This window comes from Streptacidiphilus fuscans, assembly GCF_015690355.1.
GTDB lineage: Bacteria > Actinomycetota > Actinomycetes > Streptomycetales > Streptomycetaceae > Streptacidiphilus > Streptacidiphilus fuscans.
On record NZ_JADPRT010000003.1, the window covers coordinates 617061 to 641749 of the forward strand.

Annotated in this window: 23 protein-coding genes and 4 tRNA genes; 17 read left to right on the forward strand and 10 right to left on the reverse strand. The window is 70.7% G+C overall.

The annotated features are described in order from the left end of the window. Positions 1-401 precede the first annotated feature (401 nt). From I2501_RS09970 to I2501_RS09980, 3 genes are all read left to right on the forward strand, one after another. Positions 402-1886, forward strand: coding sequence for a M48 family metalloprotease (locus I2501_RS09970; protein WP_196193505.1), 1485 nt, complete (start codon positions 402-404; stop codon positions 1884-1886). Positions 1887-2158: 272 nt separating this feature from the next. After that, positions 2159-3655 carry a N,N-dimethylformamidase beta subunit family domain-containing protein gene (locus I2501_RS09975; protein WP_196193506.1) on the forward strand — a complete coding sequence of 499 codons (1497 nt, stop codon included), beginning with the start codon at positions 2159-2161 and terminating at the stop codon, positions 3653-3655. A 93-nt stretch (positions 3656-3748) separates the two neighbouring features. Beyond that, positions 3749-4654 carry a phosphoribosylaminoimidazolesuccinocarboxamide synthase gene (locus tag I2501_RS09980; RefSeq protein ID WP_196193507.1) on the forward strand — a complete coding sequence of 302 codons (906 nt, stop codon included), beginning with the start codon at positions 3749-3751 and terminating at the stop codon, positions 4652-4654. Between the two features lie 131 nt (positions 4655-4785). Here the strand turns inward: I2501_RS09980 and I2501_RS09985 are convergent. The 4 genes from I2501_RS09985 to I2501_RS10000 form a co-directional block, all read right to left on the reverse strand. Further along, positions 4786-4861: transfer RNA gene (locus tag I2501_RS09985), tRNA-Gly, on the reverse strand. Between the two features lie 24 nt (positions 4862-4885). Then, positions 4886-4958: transfer RNA gene (locus I2501_RS09990), tRNA-Gly, on the reverse strand. A gap of 95 nt (positions 4959-5053) precedes the next feature. Further along, positions 5054-5125, reverse strand: a tRNA-Gly gene (locus tag I2501_RS09995). Between the two features lie 142 nt (positions 5126-5267). Further along, positions 5268-5591 (reverse strand): histone-like nucleoid-structuring protein Lsr2, encoded by a 324-nt coding sequence (locus I2501_RS10000; RefSeq protein ID WP_196193508.1) that lies wholly within the window; start codon positions 5589-5591, stop codon positions 5268-5270. 365 nt (positions 5592-5956) lie between these two features. Between I2501_RS10000 and purS the strand changes: the two genes are divergently transcribed. The 5 genes from purS (at position 5957) to I2501_RS10025 (ending at position 10736) form a co-directional block, all read left to right on the forward strand. After that, positions 5957-6208, forward strand: a complete 252-nt coding sequence (gene purS / locus I2501_RS10005) for a phosphoribosylformylglycinamidine synthase subunit PurS (protein WP_037601097.1) — start codon at positions 5957-5959, stop codon at positions 6206-6208. Next, positions 6205-6885, forward strand: coding sequence for a phosphoribosylformylglycinamidine synthase subunit PurQ (purQ, locus tag I2501_RS10010; RefSeq protein WP_196193509.1), 681 nt, complete (start codon positions 6205-6207; stop codon positions 6883-6885). The genes purS and purQ overlap by 4 nt, the downstream gene beginning before the upstream one ends. Further along, positions 6882-9137, forward strand: coding sequence for a phosphoribosylformylglycinamidine synthase subunit PurL (gene purL, locus I2501_RS10015; protein WP_196193510.1), 2256 nt, complete (start codon positions 6882-6884; stop codon positions 9135-9137). The genes purQ and purL overlap by 4 nt, the downstream gene beginning before the upstream one ends. Before the next feature lie 124 nt (positions 9138-9261). After that, on the forward strand, positions 9262-9828 hold the full coding sequence (locus I2501_RS10020; protein ID WP_196193511.1) for a carboxymuconolactone decarboxylase family protein: 567 nt from the start codon (positions 9262-9264) through the stop codon (positions 9826-9828). Then, on the forward strand, positions 9825-10736 hold the full coding sequence (locus tag I2501_RS10025; protein WP_196193512.1) for an RNA polymerase sigma-70 factor: 912 nt from the start codon (positions 9825-9827) through the stop codon (positions 10734-10736). Before I2501_RS10020 ends, I2501_RS10025 begins: the two co-directional genes overlap by 4 nt. Positions 10737-10767: 31 nt before the next feature. Here the strand turns inward: I2501_RS10025 and I2501_RS40555 are convergent, their stop codons facing one another. Next, on the reverse strand, positions 10768-11703 hold the full coding sequence (locus I2501_RS40555) for a DMT family transporter (protein WP_196193513.1): 936 nt from the start codon (positions 11701-11703) through the stop codon (positions 10768-10770). 358 nt (positions 11704-12061) lie between these two features. On the opposite strand from I2501_RS40555, the gene I2501_RS10035 reads away from it, so the two are divergent. The 3 genes from I2501_RS10035 (at position 12062) to purM (ending at position 15713) form a co-directional block, all read left to right on the forward strand. Then, on the forward strand, positions 12062-12871 hold the full coding sequence (locus tag I2501_RS10035; RefSeq protein WP_196193514.1) for a maleylpyruvate isomerase family mycothiol-dependent enzyme: 810 nt from the start codon (positions 12062-12064) through the stop codon (positions 12869-12871). 101 nt (positions 12872-12972) lie between these two features. Beyond that, positions 12973-14550 (forward strand): amidophosphoribosyltransferase, encoded by a 1578-nt coding sequence (gene purF / locus I2501_RS10040; protein WP_196193515.1) that lies wholly within the window; start codon positions 12973-12975, stop codon positions 14548-14550. Positions 14551-14633: 83 nt separating this feature from the next. Continuing rightward, positions 14634-15713 (forward strand): phosphoribosylformylglycinamidine cyclo-ligase, encoded by a 1080-nt coding sequence (gene purM, locus I2501_RS10045; RefSeq protein ID WP_196193516.1) that lies wholly within the window; start codon positions 14634-14636, stop codon positions 15711-15713. Positions 15714-15949: 236 nt separating this feature from the next. On the opposite strand, the gene I2501_RS10050 is transcribed toward purM, so the two are convergent. After that, entirely contained in the window at positions 15950-16186 is a 237-nt protein-coding gene (locus tag I2501_RS10050; RefSeq protein WP_196193517.1) for a DUF3073 domain-containing protein, read from the reverse strand. Between the two features lie 384 nt (positions 16187-16570). Continuing rightward, positions 16571-17698, reverse strand: a complete 1128-nt coding sequence (locus tag I2501_RS10055) for a Glu/Leu/Phe/Val dehydrogenase dimerization domain-containing protein (protein WP_196193518.1) — start codon at positions 17696-17698, stop codon at positions 16571-16573. Between the two features lie 242 nt (positions 17699-17940). On the opposite strand from I2501_RS10055, the gene I2501_RS10060 reads away from it, so the two are divergent. Both I2501_RS10060 and bldC read left to right on the forward strand, forming a co-directional pair. Next, entirely contained in the window at positions 17941-18942 is a 1002-nt protein-coding gene (locus I2501_RS10060; protein ID WP_196193656.1) for a hypothetical protein, read from the forward strand. A gap of 779 nt (positions 18943-19721) precedes the next feature. After that, positions 19722-19928: a developmental transcriptional regulator BldC gene (gene bldC, locus I2501_RS10065; RefSeq protein WP_033321412.1), complete on the forward strand. Its 207-nt coding sequence runs from the start codon at positions 19722-19724 to the stop codon at positions 19926-19928. A gap of 311 nt (positions 19929-20239) precedes the next feature. Here the strand turns inward: bldC and I2501_RS10070 are convergent. Together I2501_RS10070 and I2501_RS10075 are read right to left on the reverse strand one after the other, a co-directional pair. Next, a tRNA-Asp gene (locus I2501_RS10070) sits at positions 20240-20313 on the reverse strand. A gap of 117 nt (positions 20314-20430) precedes the next feature. Further along, a complete protein-coding gene (locus tag I2501_RS10075; protein WP_196193657.1) occupies positions 20431-21099 on the reverse strand; it encodes a VIT1/CCC1 transporter family protein in 669 nt (222 codons plus the stop codon). 219 nt (positions 21100-21318) lie between these two features. Here I2501_RS10075 and I2501_RS10080 point away from each other — a divergent pair, with 219 nt between their 5' ends. The 4 genes from I2501_RS10080 (at position 21319) to I2501_RS40560 (ending at position 24348) form a co-directional block, all read left to right on the forward strand. Then, positions 21319-22104 (forward strand): M23 family metallopeptidase, encoded by a 786-nt coding sequence (locus I2501_RS10080; RefSeq protein WP_328806295.1) that lies wholly within the window; start codon positions 21319-21321, stop codon positions 22102-22104. Positions 22105-22251: 147 nt separating this feature from the next. Then, positions 22252-23352, forward strand: coding sequence for an alpha/beta hydrolase (locus I2501_RS10085; protein ID WP_196193519.1), 1101 nt, complete (start codon positions 22252-22254; stop codon positions 23350-23352). 167 nt (positions 23353-23519) lie between these two features. Further along, on the forward strand, positions 23520-23771 hold the full coding sequence (locus I2501_RS10090; protein ID WP_196193520.1) for a hypothetical protein: 252 nt from the start codon (positions 23520-23522) through the stop codon (positions 23769-23771). 1 nt (position 23772) lies between these two features. Beyond that, a complete protein-coding gene (locus I2501_RS40560; protein ID WP_196193521.1) occupies positions 23773-24348 on the forward strand; it encodes a Clp protease N-terminal domain-containing protein in 576 nt (191 codons plus the stop codon). Between the two features lie 28 nt (positions 24349-24376). Here the strand turns inward: I2501_RS40560 and I2501_RS10100 are convergent, their stop codons facing one another. Further along, a complete protein-coding gene (locus I2501_RS10100) occupies positions 24377-24613 on the reverse strand; it encodes a hypothetical protein (protein ID WP_196193522.1) in 237 nt (78 codons plus the stop codon). Positions 24614-24689: the final 76 nt, after the last annotated feature.

The window sequence follows — 24689 nt, forward strand, 5'->3', positions numbered from 1 at the left end:
CCCGCAGGGCTTGCGCTCCCTGTTTGGGGCAACGCTTCCGACCGAAGCAGAAAAAATCTCCGCGCGAGGCGATTAGCCCACGCGAACATTCCTTCGGGTGATGGGAAGCGCATACGCCGGACGTACGGCCGCCCCCGGCCGTATCGTGCCCAGGGCCGGCGACACCGCGACCACGCGCTCCGGGGCTGCGCGGGTACACCATCCCGGCCGGGGGGAAGCTGCGGTCCACAGGGAATCACTGATCCGAGTGGTTCGGGACCGCTTCAGGAACACCGGGCGGGGCTCGTGCGTCGGATCGGACAGGGGCGTATGACGTGCGAAAGCCAGAACGCCCGTCGACTCCCGTGGGCTCCTGTCAGGAGTCGACGGTCGGCGGCAGGCGGTAGGGGGTGAACCGAGCCATGGGTGTCAGCGCGAATGGGGCCACCGCCCGGGCGGCAGCGATCCTGCGGTTGCGCGGGCTCGCGGTCGCTCTCGCCGCAATGCCTGCCGCGCTTGCGGCCGTGCTTGTGGCAGGGCGGTTCACGGGTCATCTGGGCGCGCCCGGCAGCGCGGATGTCACTGCGTGGGACGCGGCGCGGTACGCCGTGGTCGCGGTGGCGCTGCTGACGCTGGGCTGGGCGGCGGCCTTCGCCGTCGCGCTGCGGCGGGCCCGGCCGCACCGGACGCCGTCCGTGCGGCTCACCGAGCGCGAGGCTCCGGAGCTGCACCGGCTGGTGCGCGAGCTGGCCGAGCGGATGGAGGTGCCCGCGCCCGGAGCGATCGCGCTGACGCCCGACTGCGACAGCTGGCTGGAGGACGAGACCGCCCCCGGCGGGCGCAGTCCGGCGCCGCCGACGCTGGTCGTCGGCTCGCCGTTCCTGTGGTGGATGCGGGTGGCCGAGCTGCGGGCGCTGCTCGCGCCGGTGGTCGCCGGAGCGGCCTGCGCGCTTGATCCGGAGATCGCCGCCGCCCGCCGGTTCACCCACGGGCTGGACGCGCTGCTCGGCGCGCACCACGGCCGTGGCGGCTTCTGGGCCTCCATACCCGCGCGCTCGCTGCTGCGACGCTCGCGCGTCCACGCGGCGGAGATGGAGCGGGCCGTCGCGGGGTGGGCGTCGGAGCAGGCCCGCCAGGTCGACTACGGAATGCGCATCGCCGCCCAGGAGCAGGTCGGCCTCGCCTATGCGGGCTGGGACCGGCTGCTGACCCGGGTCGCGCTGCCCGCCTGGCGGCTCGGGCGGTGTCCGACGCGGCTCAACGCGGGGGTGGTGTCCGCCCTGACCGAGCTGTCCCGTCGGGACCGGCTGGCCGAGGGCTTCGAGAGCCGTCTGGGGGAGCGCCCGGCCTGCGATCTGCTGGAGGAGCCGGGCCGGATCGACGAGGCCACCTCGCTGCTGGCCGCGAGTCTCTTCTACGTCGGGCCGAACGCGCTGCCAGCGCCCGGTAGCGGCGAGTCCCGGCTGGACTGGGCGGACTACCCGCGCGAGGTCGTGCTGCGGCAGTGGGGCAACCAGTCCGCGTCGCTGCTGGCGGCGCTGGGAGCGGAGATAGCCTCGCCCGCAGGGGCGCTGGCGACGGCGTTGCGCGCCCTGCGCGCCGGGACGGGGGAGCAGTTGGCGGCGCAGCTGGAGGCCCAGCGCAACGGGCTGCCGGCGTCGCGCAGCGGCCGGGACGCGGTCTCCGACGGCCTCTACGCGCTGGTCTGCCGGGCGGCGGTGGACGCGGGGCGGGCGGTGCCGGGGATGGACTGGCTGGACGGCCCGGTGCTGCTGGTCGACGGCCGTCGCTGCGCCGACCTCGGCGCTCCGATCGCGCTGGCGGTGGAGCACGGTGACGACGAGCCGCTGCGGGTCTGGTTGGAGGGGGCGGGCATATCCATGGACCGTCCGGCGAGGCTGCGTTGAACGCCGGCCGCACCCTGCTGTGGTGACGGTCCGTCACCGGGTGGCAATGACGGAGCGTCAACTCTGGCAGCGCCCCTGCTCAGATGTCGTCTCTGTGATTAGGATGGATGTACTGCCGGTGAGACGTCGGCAGCGCACGGTAACAACGGAGTTCCTCTAACAGTTCGTCAAAGTCCGGTCGCGCAGGCCCGACAGGACCGCGAGGCCCGGTGGGCGACACCGGTCCGGCAAGAGTGCCGGAGCCGGCAGGGCGCAGGAGGGGGTCGGGGGCAGTGGGTGCAGAGCAGACCCGCCGCTGGGAGTCCGGGGCGCTCGCGCACGGGGTGACCGACCCGTTCGGCCAGGGCCCGCTCCCGTGGCTGCGCGGCGCGGACCAGTACTTCGACGACACCGGCCTGATGGTCCCCTGGTACGTGGATCCGGCGCTGCTGCCCGCCGCGCGGCGGTCGCCCGACTACGACCCCAAGCCCGCGCTCGGCAGACCGCGCACCTCGGACGACGTCGGCGGGCAGATCAAGGGCTTCGCCGCGGGGGCGACGGACCTCGGCGGCTCGCTCGACCTGCGCGTCAGCGTCAACCCGCCGCAGGAGTTCACCGTCGACGTCTACCGGATCGGCCACTACGGCGGAGCGGGGGCGCGTCATATGGCGGCCAGCCCGCGCGTCTCCGGCCTGGTGCAGCCCGCGCCGCTGGTGGCCGGGCGGACGGTCTCCTGCCACCACTGGTGGATGTCCTGGCGGCTCCAGGTGCCGCTGCACTGGACGCCCGGTGCTTACGTCGCGGTGCTGACCACGGCCGACCACCGGCACCGCAGCCACATCCCGTTCACCGTCCGCGCCGGGCGGGCCGCCGACCTGCTGCTGCTCCTGCCCGATGTCACCTGGCAGGCGTACAACCTCTTCCCCGAGGACGGCCGGACCGGGGCGAGCCTCTACCACGCGTGGAACGAGAAGGGCGAGCTGCTGGGCGAGCCGGCGGCGGCGACCACGGTCTCCTTCGACCGCCCCTACGCCGGTGCCGGGCTGCCGCTGCACATCGGCCACGCCTACGACTTCATCCGCTGGGCCGAGCGCTACGGCTACGACCTCGCCTACGCCAACGCGACCGACCTGCACGCCGGGCGCGTCGATCCGACCCGCTACCGGGGGCTGATCTTCCCCGGTCACGACGAGTACTGGTCCGCGCCGATGCGGCGTGCCGTGGAGCGGGCCAGGGACGGCGGCACCTCGCTGGTCTTCCTCTCCGCCAACACCATGTACTGGCAGGTCCAACTGCACCAGGGCCCGGCGGGCGAGCCGGACCGGCTGCTGACCTGCAGCAAGCGCCAGGCGGAGACGCCGCCCAGCGTGCTCTGGCGTGATCTGGGCGAGCCGGAACAGCAGCTGCTGGGCATCCAGTACTCCGGCCGCGTCCCGGAGCCGGTCCCGATGGTCGTCCACAACACCGACCACTGGGTGTGGGAGGGCACCGGCCTGCACGACGGTGACGAGATCCCGGCGCTGGTCGCCGGGGAGTCGGACCGGTACTTCCCGCGCGTCCCGTTGCCGGAGTCGACGGAACGGGTGCTGCTGGCGCACTCGCCCTACAAGGACGTCCGAGGGGTCGGCCGCCATCAGGAGACCTCGCTCTACCGGGCGGCGAGCGGCGCCCACGTCTTTGCCAGCGGCACCTTCGCCTGGTCACCCGCGCTGGACCGTCCCGGACACACCGACGAACGCGTTCAGCGGGCCACCGCAAACCTGCTGGATCGTATCTGCAAGGTGCACTGAGCCCGATTTCGCGGCGTGAAAGTGCCGCATGAAAGACTGAGGACCGGCCACCCACCCAGCAGACCCATGTCTTGAAGTCCCGAGGGGACCACCTTGAGCGGATTCGTCGAGAAGCCCGAGCCGGTGCAGGTGCCCGGCTTGATCCACCTCCACACGGGAAAGGTCCGCGACCTCTACCGTAATGAAGCCGGACAACTGGTGATGGTCGCCAGTGACCGTCAGTCCGCCTTCGACTGGGTGCTTCCCTCGCTGATTCCCGACAAGGGACGGATCCTGACCCAGCTCTCGCTGTGGTGGTTCGAGCGACTTCAGGACCTGGTCCCCAACCACGTGATCCAGGCCGAGGTCCCGGCCGGCGCGCCCGCCGACTGGGAGGGCCGGACGCTGATCTGCCGCAGCCTGGACATGCTGCCGGTGGAGTGCGTCGCCCGCGGCTACCTGACCGGCTCCGGCCTGGTCGAGTACAAGGAGTCCCGCACGGTGTGCGGGATCACGCTGCCCGAGGGCCTGGTCGACGGCTCCGAGCTGCCCGCGCCGATCTTCACCCCGGCGCTCAAGGCCGAGGTGGGCGAGCACGACGAGAACGTCCCCTACGAGGAGGTCGCCCGTCGCGTCGGCGCGGACGTCGCGGCGCAGCTGCGGCAGGCCACCGTCGCGATCTACAGCCGCGCCCGGGACATCGCGCGTGAGCGCGGGATCATCCTGGCGGACACCAAGTTCGAGTTCGGCCTGGACGAGGACGGCGAGTCCCTGGTCCTCGCCGACGAGGTGCTGACGCCGGACTCGTCGCGTTTCTGGCCTGCCGACCAGTGGGAGCCGGGCCGGTCGCAGCCCTCCTTCGACAAGCAGTTCATCCGCGACTGGCTCTCCTCGCCCGCCTCGGGCTGGAACCCTCGTGGGGAGGAAGCGCCGCCGGTGCTGCCGGAGGAGGTCGTGGCGCAGAGCCGCGCCCGTTACGTCGAGGCCTACGAGCGCATCACCGGCCTGGCCTGGAGCTGATCTCCCTGCCCGCGTTGCGGACGGTCGTCATCGAGCGGCCGTCCGCACGCGGGTGCTCCGGGTGCCAGGATCTGGATGCCGGCATGAATGCCGGAGATGCGAAAGGGCGCCTCCGAAGAGGCGCCCTTTGCTGGAGCGGACGACGAGATTCGAACTCGCGACCCTCACCTTGGCAAGGTGATGCTCTACCAACTGAGCCACGTCCGCACGATATGGGGTTATGAGATTGAGAGCGGACGACGAGATTCGAACTCGCGACCCTCACCTTGGCAAGGTGATGCTCTACCAACTGAGCCACGTCCGCAGTACTCCGGGACCCGTAGGCCTCGGCGTGCCCTCCACTCTACCCCATCCCAGAGGGAGCTTTCGCCACCCTAATGATGAGGTCGAGCGGATGAGAGCAGGTGACAGGGATCGCACACTGTGCCTTCCCTCTGGAAGAGGGACGCTCTACTACTGAGCTACACCTGCGAGAGCCGCCCCGCCGACCTGGCCTTTCGGCCGTTGTCTGCGGTGCGTTCCGCTGAGAAGAACATTAGCCCATCTCGCGGGCCGTGATCACCACGGCGGGGCGGTATGTCCGTATTGTCTAGAAAGTCCGACGGGCGACTTCTCAGCTCGCCTGTGCGAAGGCCTCATAGACGTGCTTCGGAAGTCGGCCACGGGCCGGCAGGTCGATGCCGCGGGACTGTGCCCAGGCCCGGACCGTCGCCGGATCGGGGGCGACCTCGGTCCGCCGGGGGGTCTTGGCCGCTGCTGCGCGGCCCTGCTTCCGGCCTGCCTGTACATACGGCGCAAGCGCGGAACGGAGTTTTTCCGCGTTCTTGGTGGACAGGTCGATCTCGTACGACTTTCCGTCGAGTCCGAACTGAACCGTTTCTTCGGCAACCCCTCCGTCCAGGTCGTCGGAGAGCGTGACCACAACGCGCTGAGCCATGGAAGCCAATCCTCTCGGGCTTTGCCGTGCGACCGCAGGTGCTGGCCGCGACCGGCGATGCCATTCTGCCCCCAATGACCCCAGAAATCGAAGAGGCAGGATTTTTCCGCGTTATTTTCGTGTCGTTTCGGTACCGCGCCGATACCGGTGCGAAACCTCTGGTACCGGCAATTTTGGTAGCCGAGGCGCGCTGTTCGCTGCGGGCGTCAAGACAGCCGGGAGGGAGCCCGGCGCCGCGGCGTGCTTTGTGTGAACCTCCGCGCGATTGGGCGTTCTACGCGCGTCGCACTGGATGAGTCTCCAAGATCGCATTTTCACCCCGGTAGGCTGGGAAGTCCCCGCACCACTCATCACCGGGAGTACCTGTGGCACGCGTCGTTGTCGACGTCATGCTGAAGCCGGAGATCCTCGACCCGCAGGGCCAGGCGGTGCAGCGCGCGCTGCCGCGCCTGGGCTTCGAGGGGATCGCCGACGTCCGCCAGGGCAAGCGCTTCGAGCTGGAGGTGGAGGGCCCGGTCGACGACGCCGCGCTGGCCCGCATCCACCAGGCAGCCGAGACCTTCCTCGCCAACACCGTCATCGAGGACTTCACCGTCCGCGTCGAGGAGGGGCAGTGACCACGCGGATCGGCGTAGTCACCTTCCCCGGGAGCCTCGACGACCGCGACGCGCTGCGCGCGGTCAAGCTGGCCGGCGCCGAGCCGGTCGCGCTCTGGCACCGTGAGAAGGACCTGCACCAGGTCGACGCCGTGGTCCTGCCGGGCGGCTTCTCCTACGGCGACTACCTGCGCGCCGGCGCCATCTCGCGGTTCTCGCCGGTGATGGAGACGATCATCGAGCAGGCCAAGGGCGGCATGCCGGTCCTCGGCATCTGCAACGGCTTCCAGGTGCTGACCGAGTCGCACCTGCTGCCGGGGGCCATGCTCCGCAACAACCACCTGCACTTCGTCTGCAAGGACCAGAAGCTGCGGGTCGAGAACAACACGACCGCCTGGACCAGCGACTACGCGCAGGACCAGGAGATCATGATCCCGCTCAAGAACATGGACGGACGGTTCACCGCGGACCGCCGCACCATCGACGAGCTGGAGGCCGAGGGACGGGTCGTCTTCCGCTACCTGGACGGCAACCCGAACGGCTCGATCGACGACATCGCCGGCATCACCAACGCCGCGGGCAACGTCGTCGGCCTGATGCCGCACCCGGAGCACGCGGTCGAGCCGATCGTCGGTACCGGCGGCACGGACGGCACCGGCTTCTTCACCTCGATCATCAAGCGGCTGGTGAACGCATGACCCTCGACACCGTCAAGAACGCGAGCGAGACGCCCGACGTCGAGCTTCCCTGGGCCGCGCTGGGTCTCAAGGAGGACGAGTACCTCAAGGTCCGCGAGATCCTGGGCCGTCGTCCCACCGGCGCCGAGCTGGCCATGTACTCGGTGATGTGGTCCGAGCACTGCTCCTACAAGTCGAGCAAGGTGCACCTGCGCCAGTTCGGCGAGAAGGCCCCGCAGTCCGACGCGATGCTCGTCGGCATCGGCGAGAACGCCGGCGTCGTCGACGTGGGCCAGGGCTACGCGGTCACCTTCAAGATCGAGTCGCACAACCACCCGTCGTACGTCGAGCCCTACCAGGGCGCGGCCACCGGCGTCGGCGGCATCGTGCGCGACATCATCTCCATGGGCGCCCGCCCGGTCGCCGTGATGGACCCGCTGCGCTTCGGCGCGCCGGACCACCCGGACACCAAGCGCGTGCTGCCCGGCGTCGTCGCCGGCATCGGCGGCTACGGCAACTGCCTGGGCCTGCCGAACATCGGTGGCGAGGTCGTCTTCGACGCCTGCTACCAGGGCAACCCGCTGGTCAACGCGCTGGCCGTGGGCGTCATGAAGCACGAGGACATCCACCTGGCCAAGGCGTCCGGCGCGGGCAACAAGGTCGTCCTCTACGGCGCCCGCACCGGCGGCGACGGCATCGGCGGCGCCTCGATCCTGGCCTCGGAGACCTTCGACGGCACCAAGCCGTCCAAGCGCCCCGCGGTCCAGGTCGGCGACCCGTTCCAGGAGAAGCTGCTGATCGAGTGCACCCTGGAGGCCTTCCGGGCGCAGCTCGTCGTCGGCATCCAGGACCTCGGCGCGGCCGGTCTCTCCTGCGCGACCAGCGAGCTGGCGTCCAACGGCTCCGGCGGCATGCGCTGCGACCTGGACGACGTCCCGCTGCGCGACAACACGCTCACTCCCGAGGAGATCCTCATGAGTGAGTCGCAGGAGCGCATGTGCGCCGTCGTCGAGCCGGAGAAGATCGACGCCTTCCTCGCCATCTGCGAGAAGTGGGACGTCACGGCGACCGTCATCGGTGAGGTCACCGACGGCGACCGCCTGGAGATCTTCTGGCACGGCGAGAAGATCGTCGACGTGGACCCGCGCACCGTCGCCCACGACGGCCCGGTCTACGAGCGCCCGTACCACCGCCCGAGCTGGCAGGACGCCCTGCAGGCCGACGCCCCGACCGCCGAGCGCCTGGCGCGTCCGGCCAACGGCGACGAGCTGCGCGCGGCCGTGCTGCAGCTGGTCGGCTCGGCCAACCAGGCCGACAAGAGCTGGATCACCTCGCAGTACGACCGGTTCGTGCTCGGCAACACCGTGCTGGCGCAGCCGGAGGACTCCGGCATGATCCGCGTCGACGAGTCGACCAACCTCGGCGTCGCGATCGCCACGGACGGCAACGGCCGCTACACCAAGCTCGACCCGTACATCGGCTCGCAGCTGGCGCTGGCCGAGGCCTACCGCAACGTCGCCGCGACCGGCGCCAAGCCGCTGGCCGTCTCCGACTGCCTCAACTTCGGCTCCCCGGAGGACCCGGAGGTCATGTGGCAGTTCGCCGAGGCCACCCGTGGCCTGGCGGACGGCTGCCTCACCCTCGGCACCCCGGTGACCGGCGGCAACGTCTCGCTCTACAACCAGACGGGCACCGAGGCGATCCACCCGACGCCGGTCGTGGCCGTGCTGGGCGTGATCGACGACGTGACCCGCCGTACGCCGATGGCGTTCGCGGAGGAGGGCCAGCTGGTCTACCTCCTCGGCGACACCCGTGACGAGCTGGGCGGTTCGGCGTGGGCGCAGGTGGCCCACGGTCACCTCGGCGGCCTGCCGCCGAAGTTGGACCTCGACCGCGAGAAGCTGCTCGCAGAGATCCTGATCGCCGCCTCGCGCGACGGCATGGTCGACGCGGCGCACGACCTCTCCGACGGCGGCCTGATCCAGGCCCTGGTCGAGAGCGCGCTCAAGGGCGACCAGGGCGTCCGGCTGATCGTCCCGGAGGGGCTGGACCCGTTCGTCTTCCTCTTCTCGGAGTCGGCCGGTCGCGCGATCGTCGCCGTCCCGCGCAGCGAGGAGCTCCGCTTCACCGAGATGTGCGGCGTCCGGGGCCTCCCGGCCACCCGCATCGGCGTCGTCGACGGCGACACGGTCGAGCTCCAGGGCCAGTTCACCCTCCCGCTCGCCGAGCTCCGCGAGGCGAACACGGGCGTGATCGAGGCGCTGCTCGCGTAGTACCCGCAGTCCCCGGCACGGGCCCGACCGCACTGCGCGGTCGGGCCCGTGTCACGTTTGCGGTCGCCCGCCTGTCTTCTCTCCGGAAGCCTGGAAGCCGGGACTCAGGAAGGCGGCAACGACCATGGCCCGCATCTCGCTCACCCCTCCCCGCACGCTCGTCTACCGGATCGCGGAGTGGTACTCCAAGCGCGTCTACGGCGACGTGCTGGACCCCGGGAAGGTCTACGGGCACAACACCAAGGTGCTGCTGGCCTACGCCGGGTTCGAGCGGAAGGTCGCCAAGTGGAACGCCCTCGACCAGCGGCTCGGCAGGCTGGCCGTGATGGCCTCGGCCGCGCGGATCGGCTGCTCGTGGTGCATGGACTTCGGGTACTGGGAGGCGCACACCTCGGGCATTCCGCAGGAGAAGTTGCGGGCCGTACCGATGTGGCGCGAGCGGAGGGAACTGTTCTCGCCGCTGGAGCTCTCCGTGCTGGAGTACGCCGAGGCGATGACCGAGACCGAGCCGACCGTCACCGACGAGATGGTCGCCGGATTGCTCAAGCAGCTCGGGGAGCCGGCGTTCGTCGAGCTGACCGCGCTCGTCGCCGTGGAGAACCTCCGATCCCGCGTCAACTCCGCCGTGGGGCTCGTCGGACAGGGTTTCAAGGACCGCTGCGAGGTGCGCGGGGTAACGTCGAAGATGTGACCGACAGCGCCGTTCTGACGACCTTCGAGGAGCACCGTTCCACGCTCTTCGGCATCGCCTACCGCATGCTGAGCAGCGTGGCCGACGCCGAGGACATCGTGCAGGACGCCTGGCTGAAGTGGAGCGCGCTCGACGTCGACCGGATCACCCAGCCGCGTGCGTACCTCGCCCGGACGGTCACCAACCTGTCGCTGAACAAGCTTCAGTCCGCCACGGCCCAGCGCGAGTCCTATGTCGGACCGTGGCTGCCCGAGCCGTTGGTGACCGCGCCGGACGCGCCGGTGGCAGCCGACGCCGGCGACGTCGTGGAGCAGGCGGAGAGCGTCTCGCTGGCCATGCTGGTGGTCCTGGAGACGCTCTCGCCGCTGGAGCGGGCGGTCTTCCTGCTCAAGGAGGTCTTCGGGTTCTCCTTCGCCGAGATCGGCGGCATGCTGGACCGCTCCGAGGCGGCGGTCCGTCAGGTCGGCAGCCGCGCCCGCTCCCACGTGCAGGCGCGGCGTCCCCGCTACGACGCCCCGGCGGAGACGCGGCGGGCGGCGACGGAGGAGTTCCTCGCCGCGTGCCTCGGCGGGGACATGAACCGGATGATGGAGCTGCTCGCCCCCGACGTCACCGTCTGGTCCGACGGCGGCGGCAAGATCCGCGCGGCGCTGCGTCCGCTGCACGGTCCGGACAACGTGGTCCGCTGGACGCTGGGCGTGCTGGCGCGCTACCTCCCGGGGCAGCTCGGGGTCCACCCGGTCAACGTCAACGGCAAGTTCGGCGTCCTGATCACCGCCGACGGGGTCGCCGACGACGTGCTGACCGCCGAGCTGGACGAGAACGGCCTGATCTCGGAGGTCCGGCTGATCCGTAACCCGGACAAGCTCCGGCACGTCACCGTGCCGGAGGCGCCTACCGGCGAGTGAACTGCCTGCTGGCTAACTACCTGCTGGCGAACTACCGGCTGGTGAACCGGGCGACGGCCACACCGCCGAGGCAGAGCACGCCGCCGCCGACGGCGACCCAGGTGGGCGTCTCGCCCAGCATCAGCCAGCCGAGCAGGATCGAGATCGGCGGGACCAGGTAGGTGGTGGCGCCGAGCTTGCCCGCCTTCGTGCGGGCCAGGGCGTAGCCCCAGGTGGTGAAGGCGACAGCGGTCGGCATCAGGCCCAGGTAGACGGTCCAGACGATCGCGGAGGTGTGCGCCTTGGGCAGCTCGTCGACCAGCTGCGGGCCGAACGGCAGGCACACGACCAGGCCGACGCAGCAGGCGAGGAAGGTCAGCGGCAGCGGGGCGACCCGGCTGAGCAGGGGCTTCTGCAGGATCACCGACACCGCGTAGACCACGGCGGAGCCGACGCAGAAGGCCGCGCCGAGCCAGTCCGTGCGCCCGTGCTGTGCCGAGCCGAACCCGATGACCAGCACGCCGGAGAAGGAGACGGCGACGCCGAGCAGCAGTGACTTCGGCAGACCCTCCTTGAGCGCGATCCCCGCGATCACGGCGATCAGGATCGGACTCACGTTGACCAGCATCGACGCCGTCCCGGCGTCGACCCGCTGCTCGGCGGTGTTGAGCATCAGGTTGTAGGCGCCGAACCACAGCACGCCGATGAGCAGGATGCGCGGCAGATCCCGCCGCGACGGCCACGCTTCGCGCCGGACCAACGTCATCGCACCCAGCGCGGCGGCCCCGACCGCGAGCCGGAGCAGCGCGAGCGGCCCCGCGGCCAGGTCGTGCCCGGCGGACCGGATCCCGACGAAGGCGGACGCCCACAGCACCACGGTCACGCCTGCGGCGAGCGCGGCGAGGCGCGCCGTTCGGCGCGGGGAGTCGGGGGAGGCGGCGGGGTCGGATTCGGGGAGGAGAGGTGCGGTGGTGCTTTCCGTGGTCACGCCTCAAGGGTTCCGACGTGCGGAGGACGCTGCAAGCGGTATACGGACACGGCACTACTGACATCCCGCCAAGCTCCGCTTTGGGCAAACGGGACGTTGCACTCCAGGGGCGCGGGGCTCTGCTGATGTGCGGCTTCGCCGCGTGGGCGCGATCAACCATCCTGTGCGGATGGCCCTGCGCGTTCGGGGCTTTGCCTGCGTGGGTGGCTTGTCGCGCAGTTCCCCGCGCCCCTGGGGGTTGCAACTACCTGCGGGAGCGAGAGCCTGCTGCGCCGACGCGGCGTAGCCGCAGGCCGTCAGAGCCCCGCGCCCCTGGTGGTGCCACCGTGCGCCGCAGCGAACGTTTAGAGTGCCGAGCATGTCGCCCGCCTCGCGTCCCCGTGCGCGTACCTACGACCGCCTCAAGTCCCGTGCCGCGCTTCGCGCGCAGGCGGAGGCGTTGTGGGGGGTCGTCGAAGGGCTCGACGAGGCGCGGTTGGAGCTGCCCACCCGACTCGGCAGCTGGCGCGTGCGCGAGCTGCTCGCGCATCTGGCCACCGCCTTCGACGCGCTGCCGCGCTTTCTCGCCGCGCCCGACGACGGGGCGCAGGCCGCCGGCACCCTCGCCGACTGGGCCGCGGGCACCCGGACCTCCGCCGCGGCGATCGCGGACGCCGCCGCGGAGGGCGCGGCGAAGGCCGACGACGTGCGGGCCGCGCTCCGTACGGCGATCGACGGCGCGCTCGTCGAGCTCGATCCCGAGCGGCACGGGCCGGAGACGCGGGTCGTCCACCGGCGGGGCGCGATGCTGTTCGACGACTACCTGGTGACCCGCCTGGTCGAGACCGTCGTCCACGCCGACGACCTCGCGGACGCGCTCGGGATCGACGCTTTCCCGCACGACCGGCACGCGCTCGCGTCCGCCTGCCGCCTGCTCGCCGACGCGCTCGCCACGCGCGCGCCGGGCGGGGCGGTGGAGCTGCGGATCCCGCCGTTCGCCGTCGTCCAGTGCGTCGAGGGGCCGCGGCACACGCGCGGCACGCCGCCCAACGTCGTCGAGACCGCGCCGCTGCCGTGGATCCGCCTGGCGACGGGCCGGACCACCTGGGCGCAGGCGCTGGACGTGGCGGAACTCACGGCCAGCGGTGAGCGCAGCGATCTGTCCTCACTACTCCCCGTGATGGGCTGAGGGCGGTCTACGCGCGTCCGGAGCCCCTTACGCTGCCCTCCGAAATCGAATGGATCTTGCGTCGTCGGCCCGGCGTGTCCACCTGCCCTAGACTCGGTGACGTGCCACGTGGTGACGGACGACTCAGCCATGACCTCCTCCCCGGCGAGAAGGGCCCGCAGGACGCCTGCGGCGTCTTCGGAGTCTGGGCCCCCGGCGAAGAGGTATCCAAGCTCACTTACTTCGCTCTCTATGCCTTGCAGCACCGCGGACAGGAGTCCGCGGGCATCGCCGTGAGCAACGGCTCGCAGATCCTGGTCTACAAGGACATGGGCCTTGTCTCCCAGGTCTTCGACGAGACCTCGCTCAACTCCCTCCAGGGCCACATGGCGGTGGGCCACTGCCGCTACTCCACCACCGGTTCCTCGGTGTGGGAGAACGCCCAGCCGACCTTCCGTGCGACCGCGCACGGCAGCCTCGCGCTCGGTCACAACGGCAACCTGGTCAACACCGCCGAGCTGGCCAAGCTGGTCGCCGAGCTGCCCGGTGAGGAGCACGTCTCGCGCTCCGGCCGCCCGGTGGTCACCAACGACACCGACCTGCTCACCGCCCTCCTCGCGGGCCAGCCGGACCTCTCCATCGAGGAGACCGCCCGTCAGGTCCTGCCGAAGGTCAAGGGCGCGTTCTCGCTGGTCTTCATGGACGAGCAGACCCTCTACGCCGCCCGCGACCCGCAGGGCATCCGCCCGCTGGTGCTGGGCCGGCTGGAGCGCGGCTGGGTCGTCGCCTCCGAGACGGCCGCGCTCGACATCGTCGGCGCGTCCTTCATCCGTGAGGTCGAGCCCGGCGAGCTGATCGCCGTCGACGAGAACGGCCTGCGCACCTCGCGCTTCGCCGAGGCCGCGCCCAAGGGCTGCGTCTTCGAGTACGTCTACCTGGCCCGCCCGGACACCACCATCTCCGGCCGCAACGTCCACCTCTCCCGCGTGGAGATGGGCCGGACGCTGGCCAAGGAGGCCCCGGTCGAGGCCGACCTGGTGATAGCGACCCCCGAGTCCGGCACCCCGGCCGCCATCGGCTACGCCGAGCAGAGCGGCATCCCGTTCGGCTCCGGGCTGGTCAAGAACGCCTATGTGGGCCGGACCTTCATCCAGCCCAACCAGACCATCCGTCAGCTCGGCATCCGGCTCAAGCTGAACCCGCTGAAGGACGTCATCCGCGGCAAGCGGCTGGTCGTCGTGGACGACTCGATCGTCCGCGGCAACACCCAGCGCGCCCTGGTCCGGATGCTCCGCGAGGCGGGCGCGGCCGAGGTCCACATCCGGATCTCCTCGCCGCCGGTCAAGTGGCCCTGCTTCTACGGCATCGACTTCGCCACCCGGGCCGAGCTGATCGCCAACGGCCTGTCCGTGGACGAGATCGCCGCCTCGCTCGGCGCGGACTCGCTGGCGTACATCTCGATCGACGGCATGATCTCCGCGACCGACCAGCCGAAGGACCGGCTCTGCCGGGCCTGCTTCGACGGCGTCTACCCGGTCGAACTGCCCGACCCCGAGCTGCTCGGCAAGCACCTGCTGGAGGCGGAGATCTCCGCCGCCAAGCAGGCCCCGCCGACGCGCGGTGGCAACCGCTCGGACGTCGACGGCGTGCAGACGCTGATCGGCGGCCCCGGCGCGGCCGACGCGCTGCGGCGCCCGTAGTCGGCGACGGTGGGACGGGCGCAGGCGCCCGTCCCACCCCCAGGTTTTCCTATACGCAAGATCTGACCCGAAAGGGCCGTCCCGTGAGTGACCAGCAGTCCAGTGGTGCGACCTACGCCGCCGCAGGCGTCTCCATCGAGGCCGGGGACCTGGCCGTCGAGCTGATGAAGGAGTGGGTCGGCAAGACCACCCGCCCCGAGGTCGTCGGCGGCCTGGGCGGCTTCGCCGGGCTCTTCGACGCCAGCGCCTTCAAGCGCTACGAGCGCCCGCTGCTGGCCACCGCGACGGACGGCGTCGGCACCAAGGTCGCGCTGGCCGCGGCGATGGACAAGCACGACACCATCGGCCACGACCTCGTCGGCATGGTCGTCGACGACCTGGTCGTGTGTGGCGCCGAGCCGCTGTTCATGACCGACTACATCTGCGTCGGCAAGGTCCACCCGGAGCGGGTCGCGCAGATCGTCAAGGGCATCGCCGAGGGCTGCGTCCTGGCGGGCTGCTCGCTGGTCGGAGGCGAGACCGCGGAGCACCCGGGCCTGCTCGGCCCCAACGAGTACGACGTGGCCGGTGCGGGCACCGGCGTGGTCGAGGCCGACGCCCTGCTCGGCGCGCACCGGGTGCGCGCGGGCGACGTGGTCATCGCGATGGCGGCCTCCGGCCTGCACAGCAACGGCTACTCGCTGGTCCGCCACGTCCTGCTGAAGGAAGCCGGCTGGCAGCTGGACCGGGAGGTCCCGGAGTTCGGCCGGACGCTCGGCGAGGAGCTGCTGGAGCCGACGCGGATCTACTCCCTGGACTGCTTGGCGCTGGCGCGGGCGACCGAGATCCACGCCTTCTCCCACGTCACGGGCGGCGGCCTGGCGGCGAACCTGGCCCGCGTCATCCCCGAGGGCCTGCACGCGCGGCTGGACCGCGGCACGTGGACGCCGATGCCGGTCTTCCAGACGGTGGCCGAGGTCGGCAAGATGCAGACGCTGGAGATCGAGAAGACGCTCAACATGGGCATCGGCATGGTGGCGGTCGTGCCGCCGGAGTCCGTGGACGCCGTCATGGCGGTCCTGGAGGACCGTGACGTCGAGTCCTGGCTCCTGGGCGACATCGTGGCCCGCGAGGGCGAGTACGCGACGGCGGAGGGCGCGTCGCTGTACGGCGAGTACGCCTGACATTTGGCAGACGGGACGTTGCACACGTCCAGGGGCGCGGGGAACTGCGCGACAGCCACCATGGGTGGTGGGTCGCCGAGCGAGCAGGGCCATCCGTACAGGGTGGTTGCTCGCGCAGTTCCTCGCGCCCCTACGTCGTGCAACTAACGGCGGCAGCACACGTACCCCGTGCAGAAACGACGAAGTGCCGGTTCGGCATGGTGCGCCGAACCGGCTCCGTCGTTTGCTGCGGGACGTCAGGCCCGTTTGCGAGGGGGACTTTCGTCCACGTCCTCGTCTTCCTCGTCGCTGTAGTACGAGGCGTACGGATCGTCGTCGTCCTCGTCGTCGTCGAACGGCTCCGGATTGACCGTCTCGTTCGTCGACGCAACGCCCAGCTCATTGGCCAGGCGCGACGCGTCGAAACCGCCGCTGTTGTACTTCAGCTGGCGGGCGACCTTTGTCTGCTTGGCCTTGGCCCGGCCGCGCCCCATGGCTCGACCCCCTCAACGACGGAGCTCACGGCTCCGAGTCTTGTCACGCGTTCATGATTGGGAACGGCTCCTCGTTGAGATGAGAGAGCCGGTCCTTAGAGCAACAACGGTACCTGCTTCCAGCGCCGTACGGTACGCCGCCTGTGCGACGTGGCGCACGCCACCCCCGGTTGTGACCATATTGATGCAGGTCAGGGCCGCAAGAAGGGGCGAAGGACCGACCGTGGACAGCGCGTCCGCAGTGACCGATCCGACACGATTATCCCCCGTACGGGCAAGGGGTATCCCCCGGACGGGGGCGTCAGGTGAGAACGCCGTTCCCGTCCGGGGGTATCCGTCGCCGTGCTGCCGCCGTGCTGCCGACGTGCTGTCGGCGTGCCGGGCTCAGCGCGAGCGCGGCAGCAGGATCGTGCGGAGGCGGCCGACCTCGGCCATCCGGCGCTCGGCGAGGCGGTCCGCGGCGACCGCCGGCGGGACGCCCTCGGACTCGGCCAGGGCGAAGATCTCGAGGGTGGTGTCGAAGATCTTGGCGGCCTTGGTCTTGGCGCGGTCGAAGGAGAAGCCCTCGATCTCGTCCGCGACCTGGATCACGCCACCGGCGTTGACCAGGTAGTCGGGCGCGTAGAGGATCCCGCGGTCGGCGAGGTCCTTCTCGACGCCCGGGTGGGCGAGCTGGTTGTTGGCCGCACCGCAGACGATCGTCGCGGTCAGCGCGGGCACGGTCTCGTCGTTGAGAGCGCCGCCCAGCGCGCACGGGGCGTAGACGTCCAGGTTGGCGCGGATCAGCGACTCGGTGTCGGCGGCGACCTCGACGCCCGGGTGCGCGGCACGGACGCGATTGACCGCGTCCTCGCGCACGTCGGTCACGACGACCTGCGCGCCGTCGTTGACCAGGTGCTCGACCAGGTAGTGGCCGACCTTGCCGATGCCGGCCACGCCGACGCGGCGGCCCTCGAGCGAGGGGGAGCCCCAGCGGTGCTGCGCGGCGGCGCGCATGCCCTGGAAGACGCCGAAGGAGGTCAGCACGGACGAGTCGCCCGCGCCGCCGTACTCGGGGGAGCGGCCGGTGACGTAGTCGCACTCGCGGGCGATGACGTCCATGTCGGCCACATAGGTGCCGACGTCGCAGGCGGTGACGTAGCGGCCGCCGAGGGACTGCACGAAGCGGCCGTAGGCGCGCAGCAGGGCCTCGGTCTTGATCTTGGTCGGGTCCCCGATGATGACGGCCTTGCCGCCGCCGAGGTCGAGCCCGGCCAGGGCGTTCTTGTAGGACATGCCCCGGGAGAGGTTGAGGGCGTCCTGGACGGCCTCCTCCTCCGTGGCGTACGCGTGGAAGCGCGTGCCGCCGAGGGCGGGGCCCAGGGCGGTGGAGTGGATCGCGATGACGGCCTTCAGGCCGGTGTCGCGGTCGTGGCACAGGACGACCTGCTCATGGCTGTCGCCGGGCGCCGAGGTGGCGTCGCTCGAGAAGATTCGGCTGAGTACGCCGGATCGCTCACTGACATCAGTCACGGTGGTGACTCCATTGTCGACTCGCGTCCGCTTGCGGTGGTGCGGACGTTCTCCCAGAAGCGTAGGACTGCCGGAGGGCGGTGCGGTACGTGGTCCACAGCTTGGACCGAACTCACGTACTGCGGACGTCGGAGGGGCCGGGTGCGGGGCCGACGCCCGGTGGCGGGGCGGGCGGGGCCGGAACGGACCCTGGTCTTCCGGGCCGCTGGGCGGGGTGGGCGTGCGACGATGCCAGGGTGCCTATGCTGCGGACCTCGGTGCATCCTCCCTACGCCGCCTACTTGCGCGTCTACGAGCCGCTGGCGGCCTTCGCGGAGCCGGAGCGCTCGTACTGGCAGGGCTATGCCGCCGGTCGACCGCATCCCTCCGCGGTGGACGAGCGGCGCGGTCGGCTGGCCGACCTGATCGCCATGCCGCCGGTCGCGATCCCCGAGCGGGAGAGCCGGGACGCCTTCGTGCACGAGGCCGACGGCGTCCTCTACCTCTGCCCGTGGCGGACCAGGCTGCGCAGCTGGCTGGCGCTGTCCGAGCTGCGCGAGGAACTGCCACTGCCGCTGCTGGACGCGGCCGTGCCGCCGGTCGTCCGGGCCCAGGCCGAGGCTGACTGGGACCGCTGGCGGACCCGGCACCCCGACGGGCGGCCGTGGATCCTCACCAGCACCTGGAACATCCCGGTGCGCTGGTTCCTGCTCTTCGGCGAGGAGGAGCGCGAGTTCGTCCCGTCCGCCCTGGAGGACGCCGCAGGTCCGGAGCGCGGCGGCTCCGGCGCGGTGGATTCGTCCGGGGCGGAGGACGGCGCTCCGACGGCGGACGGGGGCGCGCAGGCGCGGGACGCGTCGGCCGACGGGGTGTCGTCCGCAGGCGCACAGGAGGACGCGGCCGGAGCGAAGCGCCGCACCGCGCCGGTGCTGCGCTACCGCACGCCGATGGCCCAGGCCCGGCGCCGGGTCGCCCGCGGCTACCGGGTGCTGCGCGAGACGCTGGACGAGGGCCCGCTGGTGGCCGGCGTCGAGGAGGTCGGGCGCTGGCTGGAGGAGTTCCACCCGCGCTCCCTGGTCGAGCTGGACTACGGGGGGCTGGTTCACGCCATCCCCGAGGAGGGCCTGGCGGACGACCGCTCGGCGGAGGACGTCGCGGAGGGCGTGGCCGCGCTGCGCGAGGGGGACCCGGTCCGGGCGGGCCGCTGCTATCGGTCGGTCACCGAGCGCTGGCGCCGGGTCCAGGACCTGCAGTTCGCCAACTGAGCGCCCCCTGAGCGCCCGAGGCCGGCTGAGCCCCCCACGGGTGTTCTGAGGCGCTCCAGAGCTCGCCACCCCTGGGCGGGGAGCCTGGGAGCGCGTAGTGTCGGGAAACACGCCCCTGAGGCCTTCTGGCGCCCCTCAGGCGGGCCCGAAAGCCCTTTCCTGCCCCGGTTTTCACGCAATCGACACGACAACCCACAGAACCTGCTGGATCCCTGACAACATCGGTCACAAGTGGCGGGCTTCCGCCACGACCGATCACGCCACCTGGTGGCCCGGGGAGCTGTCGGACATGCGTGGCACCATCTCCTCAGACGTCACAGGGGTGCTTATCCCGTCTCCACATGGGACCTTCGTCCCGGAACGGGTCAATCCCCCATCAACGTGACGCGACTCACCGTTGACGCGAAGGCCGCGCTGAGTGTCAAAATAGGACAACCAGCCTCACCGCAGACCACCTGTGCCCACGTAAGAGTGGTTCTGCGGAGCTTGAGGTCCTTCGCGGGGGAAGCGGGGGTCTGGGTGCTGTGACAGATGGTCGCTTTGTGGTGACTGTCCGTTATGGCATGGTCCATCGTCATCCGTCGACCTTGGCCCCTGAGGGGTCAATTCCGCCGGTTTGGCTGATTGGACTGGACGGATGGTGTAGTTGTAGTGCCAAGGACAAGCCGTTCGTCCTATTACCGACTTGGTAAGCGGTGGCCATTTCGGGCATCGCATGCCAAGGTGCAGAATTTCTAGGAAAGAACCGTGTTGGTTCGGTTCTCCCGAGGAGGCCGCTCATGACCGCTCGTACCCCTGATGCCGAACCCCTGCTGACGCCGGCTGAGGTCGCCACCATGTTCCGCGTTGACCCGAAGACGGTCACTCGCTGGGCCAAGGCTGGCAAGCTCACGTCGATCCGTACGCTCGGGGGGCACCGCCGCTACCGCGAGGCGGAGGTGCGTGCCCTGCTCGCAGGCATTCCGCAGCAGCGCACTGAGGCCTGAGGGCGGGTCGAGTAGACGCGCTTTATGGCTGTACCGGACTCCGCCGGGTCCGGTACAGCCCTTTTTTATGGGCTGAAACGTCGGATGGCTGGAATTCGCTTTATCGCCTGTGCAATTGTACATATAAAATGAGTAGACCCTGTGAAGCATGGAACATGAGCAGGGATCAAGAAAACTTAAGTGACGCCGGTCACACCCGTCACTGGGGCCGCTCGCGATGCGGTGTGCCGAGTGACGCGCGTAGAGCTTAGCGGAAAACGACGGAAAACAGATCAGCCCGGATCCGAGTGGATCCGGGCTGATCTTCTGTGCGACTCCGACGGGACTTGAACCCGCGACCTCCACCTTGACAGGGTGGCGAGCTAACCAACTGCTCCACGGAGCCTTGCGCGAGACAGACTGTACTAGATCCTGGTGGTCAGGGTCGAATCCGTGCTCGCCCCGCCTGCGCACGGCCGGGCGAGCGGGGTCCGGAGGGCGGTGTCGGGGGACGTGGCAGCGGTCAGGTCGCCGCGTGGAGCAGGACGCCCGCCGCGTAGGTGACCGCCATGGCGAGGGCGCCGCCCGCCATGTTGCGGACCACTGCGGGCCCGGCCGGGGCTCCGCCCATCCTGGCGCTGATCCAGCCGGCGACCGCCAGCGCGGCGATCACCGCCGCCACCGTGATCGGGATCCGTACCGACTCCGGCGGCAGCACGATGGCCAGCAGCGGCAGCAGGGCCCCGACGGTGAAGGCGAGGAAGCTCGCTCCGGCGGCGTGCCAGGGGTTGGTCAGCTCCTCCGGGTCGATGCCCAGCTCCGTCTCGGCGTGGGCCGCGAGGGCGTCGTGCGCGGTCAGCTGGACGGCGACCTCCTGGGCCAGCTCCGGGGTCAGGCCCTTGGCCACGTAGAGGCCGGTCAGCTCCTCCAGCTCGGCCTCCGGGGTCCGTGCCAGTTCGAGGCGTTCCAGGTCGAGCATGGCCAGCTCGGTGTCCCGCTGGGTGCTCACCGAGACGTACTCGCCGGTCGCCATCGACAGCGAGCCGGCCAACAGCCCCGCGAGCCCCGCCGTCAGCAGCTCGTGGGACGTCGCGGCGGCTCCCGCGACGCCGACGACCAGTCCGGCCGTGGAGACGACGCCGTCGTTGGCGCCCAGGACTCCGGCGCGCAGCCAGTTCAGCCGACTGCCCATGCCGTTGCCGTGGTGCGGCTCGTCCGGGTGCCGTGGCGTCGGGCGCGACGGGGGAGTTGGGGGCTGGTCGGGTTGGTCGTCCCTCGGACTGTCGTGGGTCACATCCCGCAGTCTGGCGTCCGGTGCGGGCGCGCAGGCGGAAACCCGCCGAATTCGCGCCCGCTGCCAACCGGGTGACTCAGCCTGGCGTGCTTCGGCGCACCCCGGTACACGTGTGGCGTGGCACTTCTCGTGAGACCCTCCCGCGCGGCCTGGGGGACGGTGCTGACCGTCGGTTTCGGCACGCTGCTGCCCGCCGCGCTCGCACCTTTCGGCCCGCACCCGGTGGCGGCCCTGGCCGGGCCGTCGGTGAAGCCGCGGACCGGCTCCTCTTCCTGGTCCTCCTTTTCCTCCTTGCCCTCCTCGGACGGGCTGTGGGCGCATCCGCACGTCCGCGTGGCGGCGCGGTCCTGGGCGCGGTCCTCGTCGCGGTTCGGCCTTGGCGCGGCTGAGTTCGCACCGATGCGGCGCCCGGAATGGACTGTGCCGCTCTCCATGTCGCTCTCCATGCCGGTCTCGGTGCCGCTCGCCGGGGCGACCGTCGCGCCCGCGCCCGTGACCGGGTGGTTCAGCCCCGCGCCCGGGGCCGCGATCAGCCAGCCCTTCGGAGTCCCCGACCCGGAGTACGCGGCCGGGTACCACACGGGCGTGGACTTCGCGGTGTTCACCGGCACCCCGCTCTTCGCCGTCGCGGACGCCACCGTGGTGACCGCCGGATGGGGCGGCGCCTACGGCAACTGGATCGTGCTGCGACTGCCCGACGGCTTCTACGCCCTCTACGCCCACATGTCCCGGCTGGACGTGCGGACCGGCGACCACGTCGCGGGTGGGCAGCAGATCGGCCTCTCCGGGGAGAGCGGCAACGCGCGTGGGCCGCACCTGCACTTCGAGATCCGTCCGCGCAACGTCTACGGCGCGGTGATCGACCCGCTCCCGTACCTCCGGGCCCACGGCTGCCACGTCTGAGGCGCGGTCGTTCGTGGTCGCCCGGATCCCGCCGGCCGATATCGGGAACCTCCCGGCAAACTCCCAGCGTCCGTGCAGATAAGCTGATCAGCTGGGCGTGAACACGGCAGGTGCACGCCGCGCCGTACGTTCTCGCAGGGGTCGATCATGAGCCTGACCGGCACTCCGTTCTTCGTCGCCACCATCGCAGTGATGGTGGTGGCGATGGTGCTGTTGGCCTTCGTCTGGAACCGCATACCCGGGCCGCGCCCGGTCCGGTACGCCGGGCGGCTGGGCGCCACGATGTTCAGCCAGATCGCGGCCGTGGTGGTCGTGCTGGTCTATGTGAACAACTCGATGGGCCCGTTCTACGACAGTTGGCAGGACCTCTTCGGCGACGACGGCGACCAGGCGGCCACCGCGACCAACGTCTCCGGGGGACAGTCCGGTCAGGGCGGTTCGACGTCCGCGGACGCCGCGTTGAAGCTGCGGTTCACGGACTACCTGCCGGGCGTGCAGACGACGAACGCCCACGGTCCGGCCTCCGGCATCACCGGCAGCCTCTACGTCTGGCTGCCGCCGCAGTACAACGATCCCGCGTACGCCCACACCGACTTCCCCGTCGTCGAGCTGCTGCCGGGGACGCCCGGGACGCCGCAGGCGTGGTTCGGGTCGATGAAGGTCCAGGACGCCGTCGCGCCGCTGATGGCGGAGGGCAAGGTCAAGCCGATGATCCTGGTCGCGGCCAAGCTCAACGTCCTTCCCGGCGGTGTGGATCCCGGTTGCGCCGACATCCCGGGCGGGCCGCGGACGGCGACCTGGCTGGACCACGACGTGCCGCAGCTGATCGCGGCCAACTTCCGTACCGAGCGCGGCCCGCAGCACTGGGCGCTGATGGGCTACTCGGCGGGCGCCTACTGCTCCGTCAACCTGACGGTCCAGCACCCCGGCACCTTCCACTCGGCGGTCAGCCTCTCCGGCTACAACGCGCCCGAGGCGCCGCTGGTCCTCAAGGACCCGGCCCTGACCCGGGCCAACAACCCGTACTCGGTGCTGCTGCACGCCAAGCAGCAGCCGGACATCGCGCTGCTGATGGCGGGCAGCACGCAGGACCCTGGCACGGTCCCGGCGGCCAAGGCGATTCTCTCGGTCCTGCACACGACCGGTCCGAACCAGCTCCTGACGGTCACCCACGGCGGTCACACCACTGACGTGTGGCGGGCGATGCTGCCGGACGCGCTGGTGTGGCTGTCGGCGCGGGTGAGTTGAACGCCGGCGGCTGAGCCGGGCTGGGCTGGCTGAGCTGAGCTGAGCTGAGTTTCGCTGCGCTGGGCTGAAGCGGGCGGGGGCACGACGGTGCCCCCGCCCGCTTTTGCGTGTGCGCGTTGTCAGGATTCCTTGACATCGGGCATGTCTGTCAGGCTACCCTGACAGACATGGAAGCTTCGGAGGAAAGCGGTCCGGCCGCCGACCTGCTCGGCCAGGTCACCGGCAGGGATCCGGCCCAGGGGTTGGCCGCGGTCGTCGCGCTGCGGCGGCTGCTGGAGGAACTGGAGCGCCTGCACGTCGACAACGCCCGCGACAGCGGCTGGACGTGGCAGGCCATCGCAACGGCGCTGCAGGTGAGTCGGCAGTCCGTGCACGAGAAGCACGCAGGCAGGCGCAAGGCGACGGGCAAGGAGAGCTGACGTGTTCGAGTACTTCACCGACCGTGCGAAGCGGGCGATCGTCGTGTCCCAGGACGAGGCGATCGCGTGCGGCCACGACTTCATCGGCACCGGGCACATGCTGCTCGGGCTGATCGCCGTCCAGGACGCCGACGCCGGTGCGGTCCTGGCCGACCAGGGCGCCCGACTGGACCCCGCCCGGGAGGCGATGGTCCGGCTGCTGGCCGAGGCGGGCGTCCCCACCAACGGCCGCCAGGACGCGCGCGACGCGCTGGCGTCGATCGGCATCGACGTCGCGGAGATCCAGCGCCGCGCCGACGACAACTTCGGCGCGGGTGCTTTCCAGTTCCCGCGCCCCGCGTACACCCCGCACGCCAAGAAGTCCCTGGAGCAGACGCTGCGCGAGGCCAAGGCCCTGGGCCACGAGCAGTTCGGCACCGAGCACATGCTGCTCGGCCTGCTCGCCGTCGGCGCGAGCGACTCGGAGGTGGACGCGCTCGACGTGCTCACCGCGCTCGACGTCGACGTCGACAGGCTGCGGCCGGCGCTGCTGGCACGGATTGGGGCGGACGGCGGCGCGGACGCCGGGGAGGCGTAGTCGGCGGCAGTACGTGGCGTACTTCCGTCTAGTCGGTGGCTGCGTCGTCAGGCAAGTGGAAGTAGACCGTGCCGGACTGCCAGGGGCCGTGCTCGGTCATCTCCGACTCGATGACGACGTTCTGGATCTCCACCGGGCCCAGTGCCTCGATGGAGTCGGCCAGCCTCCTCAGCAGGGCTGGGACGTTGTCGCACCCCGGGCCGAAGGGGTTGGCCTGCGAGAAGTGGCGAACGGTCCAGTGCCGTGGGGAGTTGGCGTTGGTCATGGCGCGAACGTATCGAATCCTCCCCGTGGGTCGACCCCTTGGATGGCGGCCTGAGGTGCTGCCGGGGTGGGTTCGA

What these genes read in the sequence shown, in the direction of transcription:
- I2501_RS09970 (WP_196193505.1), top strand. Translation starts at nt 402, where the DNA reads ATGGGTGTCAGCGCGAATGGGGCCACCGCCCGGGCGGCAGCGATCCTG.
- I2501_RS10000 (WP_196193508.1), bottom strand. Translation starts at nt 5,591, where the DNA reads ATGGCTCAGCGCGTTGTGGTCACGCTCTCCGACGACCTGGACGGAGGG.
- purL (WP_196193510.1), top strand. Translation starts at nt 6,882, where the DNA reads ATGACCCTCGACACCGTCAAGAACGCGAGCGAGACGCCCGACGTCGAG.
- I2501_RS10020 (WP_196193511.1), top strand. Translation starts at nt 9,262, where the DNA reads ATGGCCCGCATCTCGCTCACCCCTCCCCGCACGCTCGTCTACCGGATC.
- I2501_RS10035 (WP_196193514.1), top strand. Translation starts at nt 12,062, where the DNA reads ATGTCGCCCGCCTCGCGTCCCCGTGCGCGTACCTACGACCGCCTCAAG.
- I2501_RS10050 (WP_196193517.1), bottom strand. Translation starts at nt 16,186, where the DNA reads ATGGGGCGCGGCCGGGCCAAGGCCAAGCAGACAAAGGTCGCCCGCCAG.
- I2501_RS10060 (WP_196193656.1), top strand. Translation starts at nt 17,941, where the DNA reads ATGCTGCGGACCTCGGTGCATCCTCCCTACGCCGCCTACTTGCGCGTC.
- bldC (WP_033321412.1), top strand. Translation starts at nt 19,722, where the DNA reads ATGACCGCTCGTACCCCTGATGCCGAACCCCTGCTGACGCCGGCTGAG.
- I2501_RS10075 (WP_196193657.1), bottom strand. Translation starts at nt 21,099, where the DNA reads ATGGGCAGTCGGCTGAACTGGCTGCGCGCCGGAGTCCTGGGCGCCAAC.
- I2501_RS10085 (WP_196193519.1), top strand. Translation starts at nt 22,252, where the DNA reads ATGAGCCTGACCGGCACTCCGTTCTTCGTCGCCACCATCGCAGTGATG.
- I2501_RS10090 (WP_196193520.1), top strand. Translation starts at nt 23,520, where the DNA reads ATGGAAGCTTCGGAGGAAAGCGGTCCGGCCGCCGACCTGCTCGGCCAG.
- I2501_RS10100 (WP_196193522.1), bottom strand. Translation starts at nt 24,613, where the DNA reads ATGACCAACGCCAACTCCCCACGGCACTGGACCGTTCGCCACTTCTCG.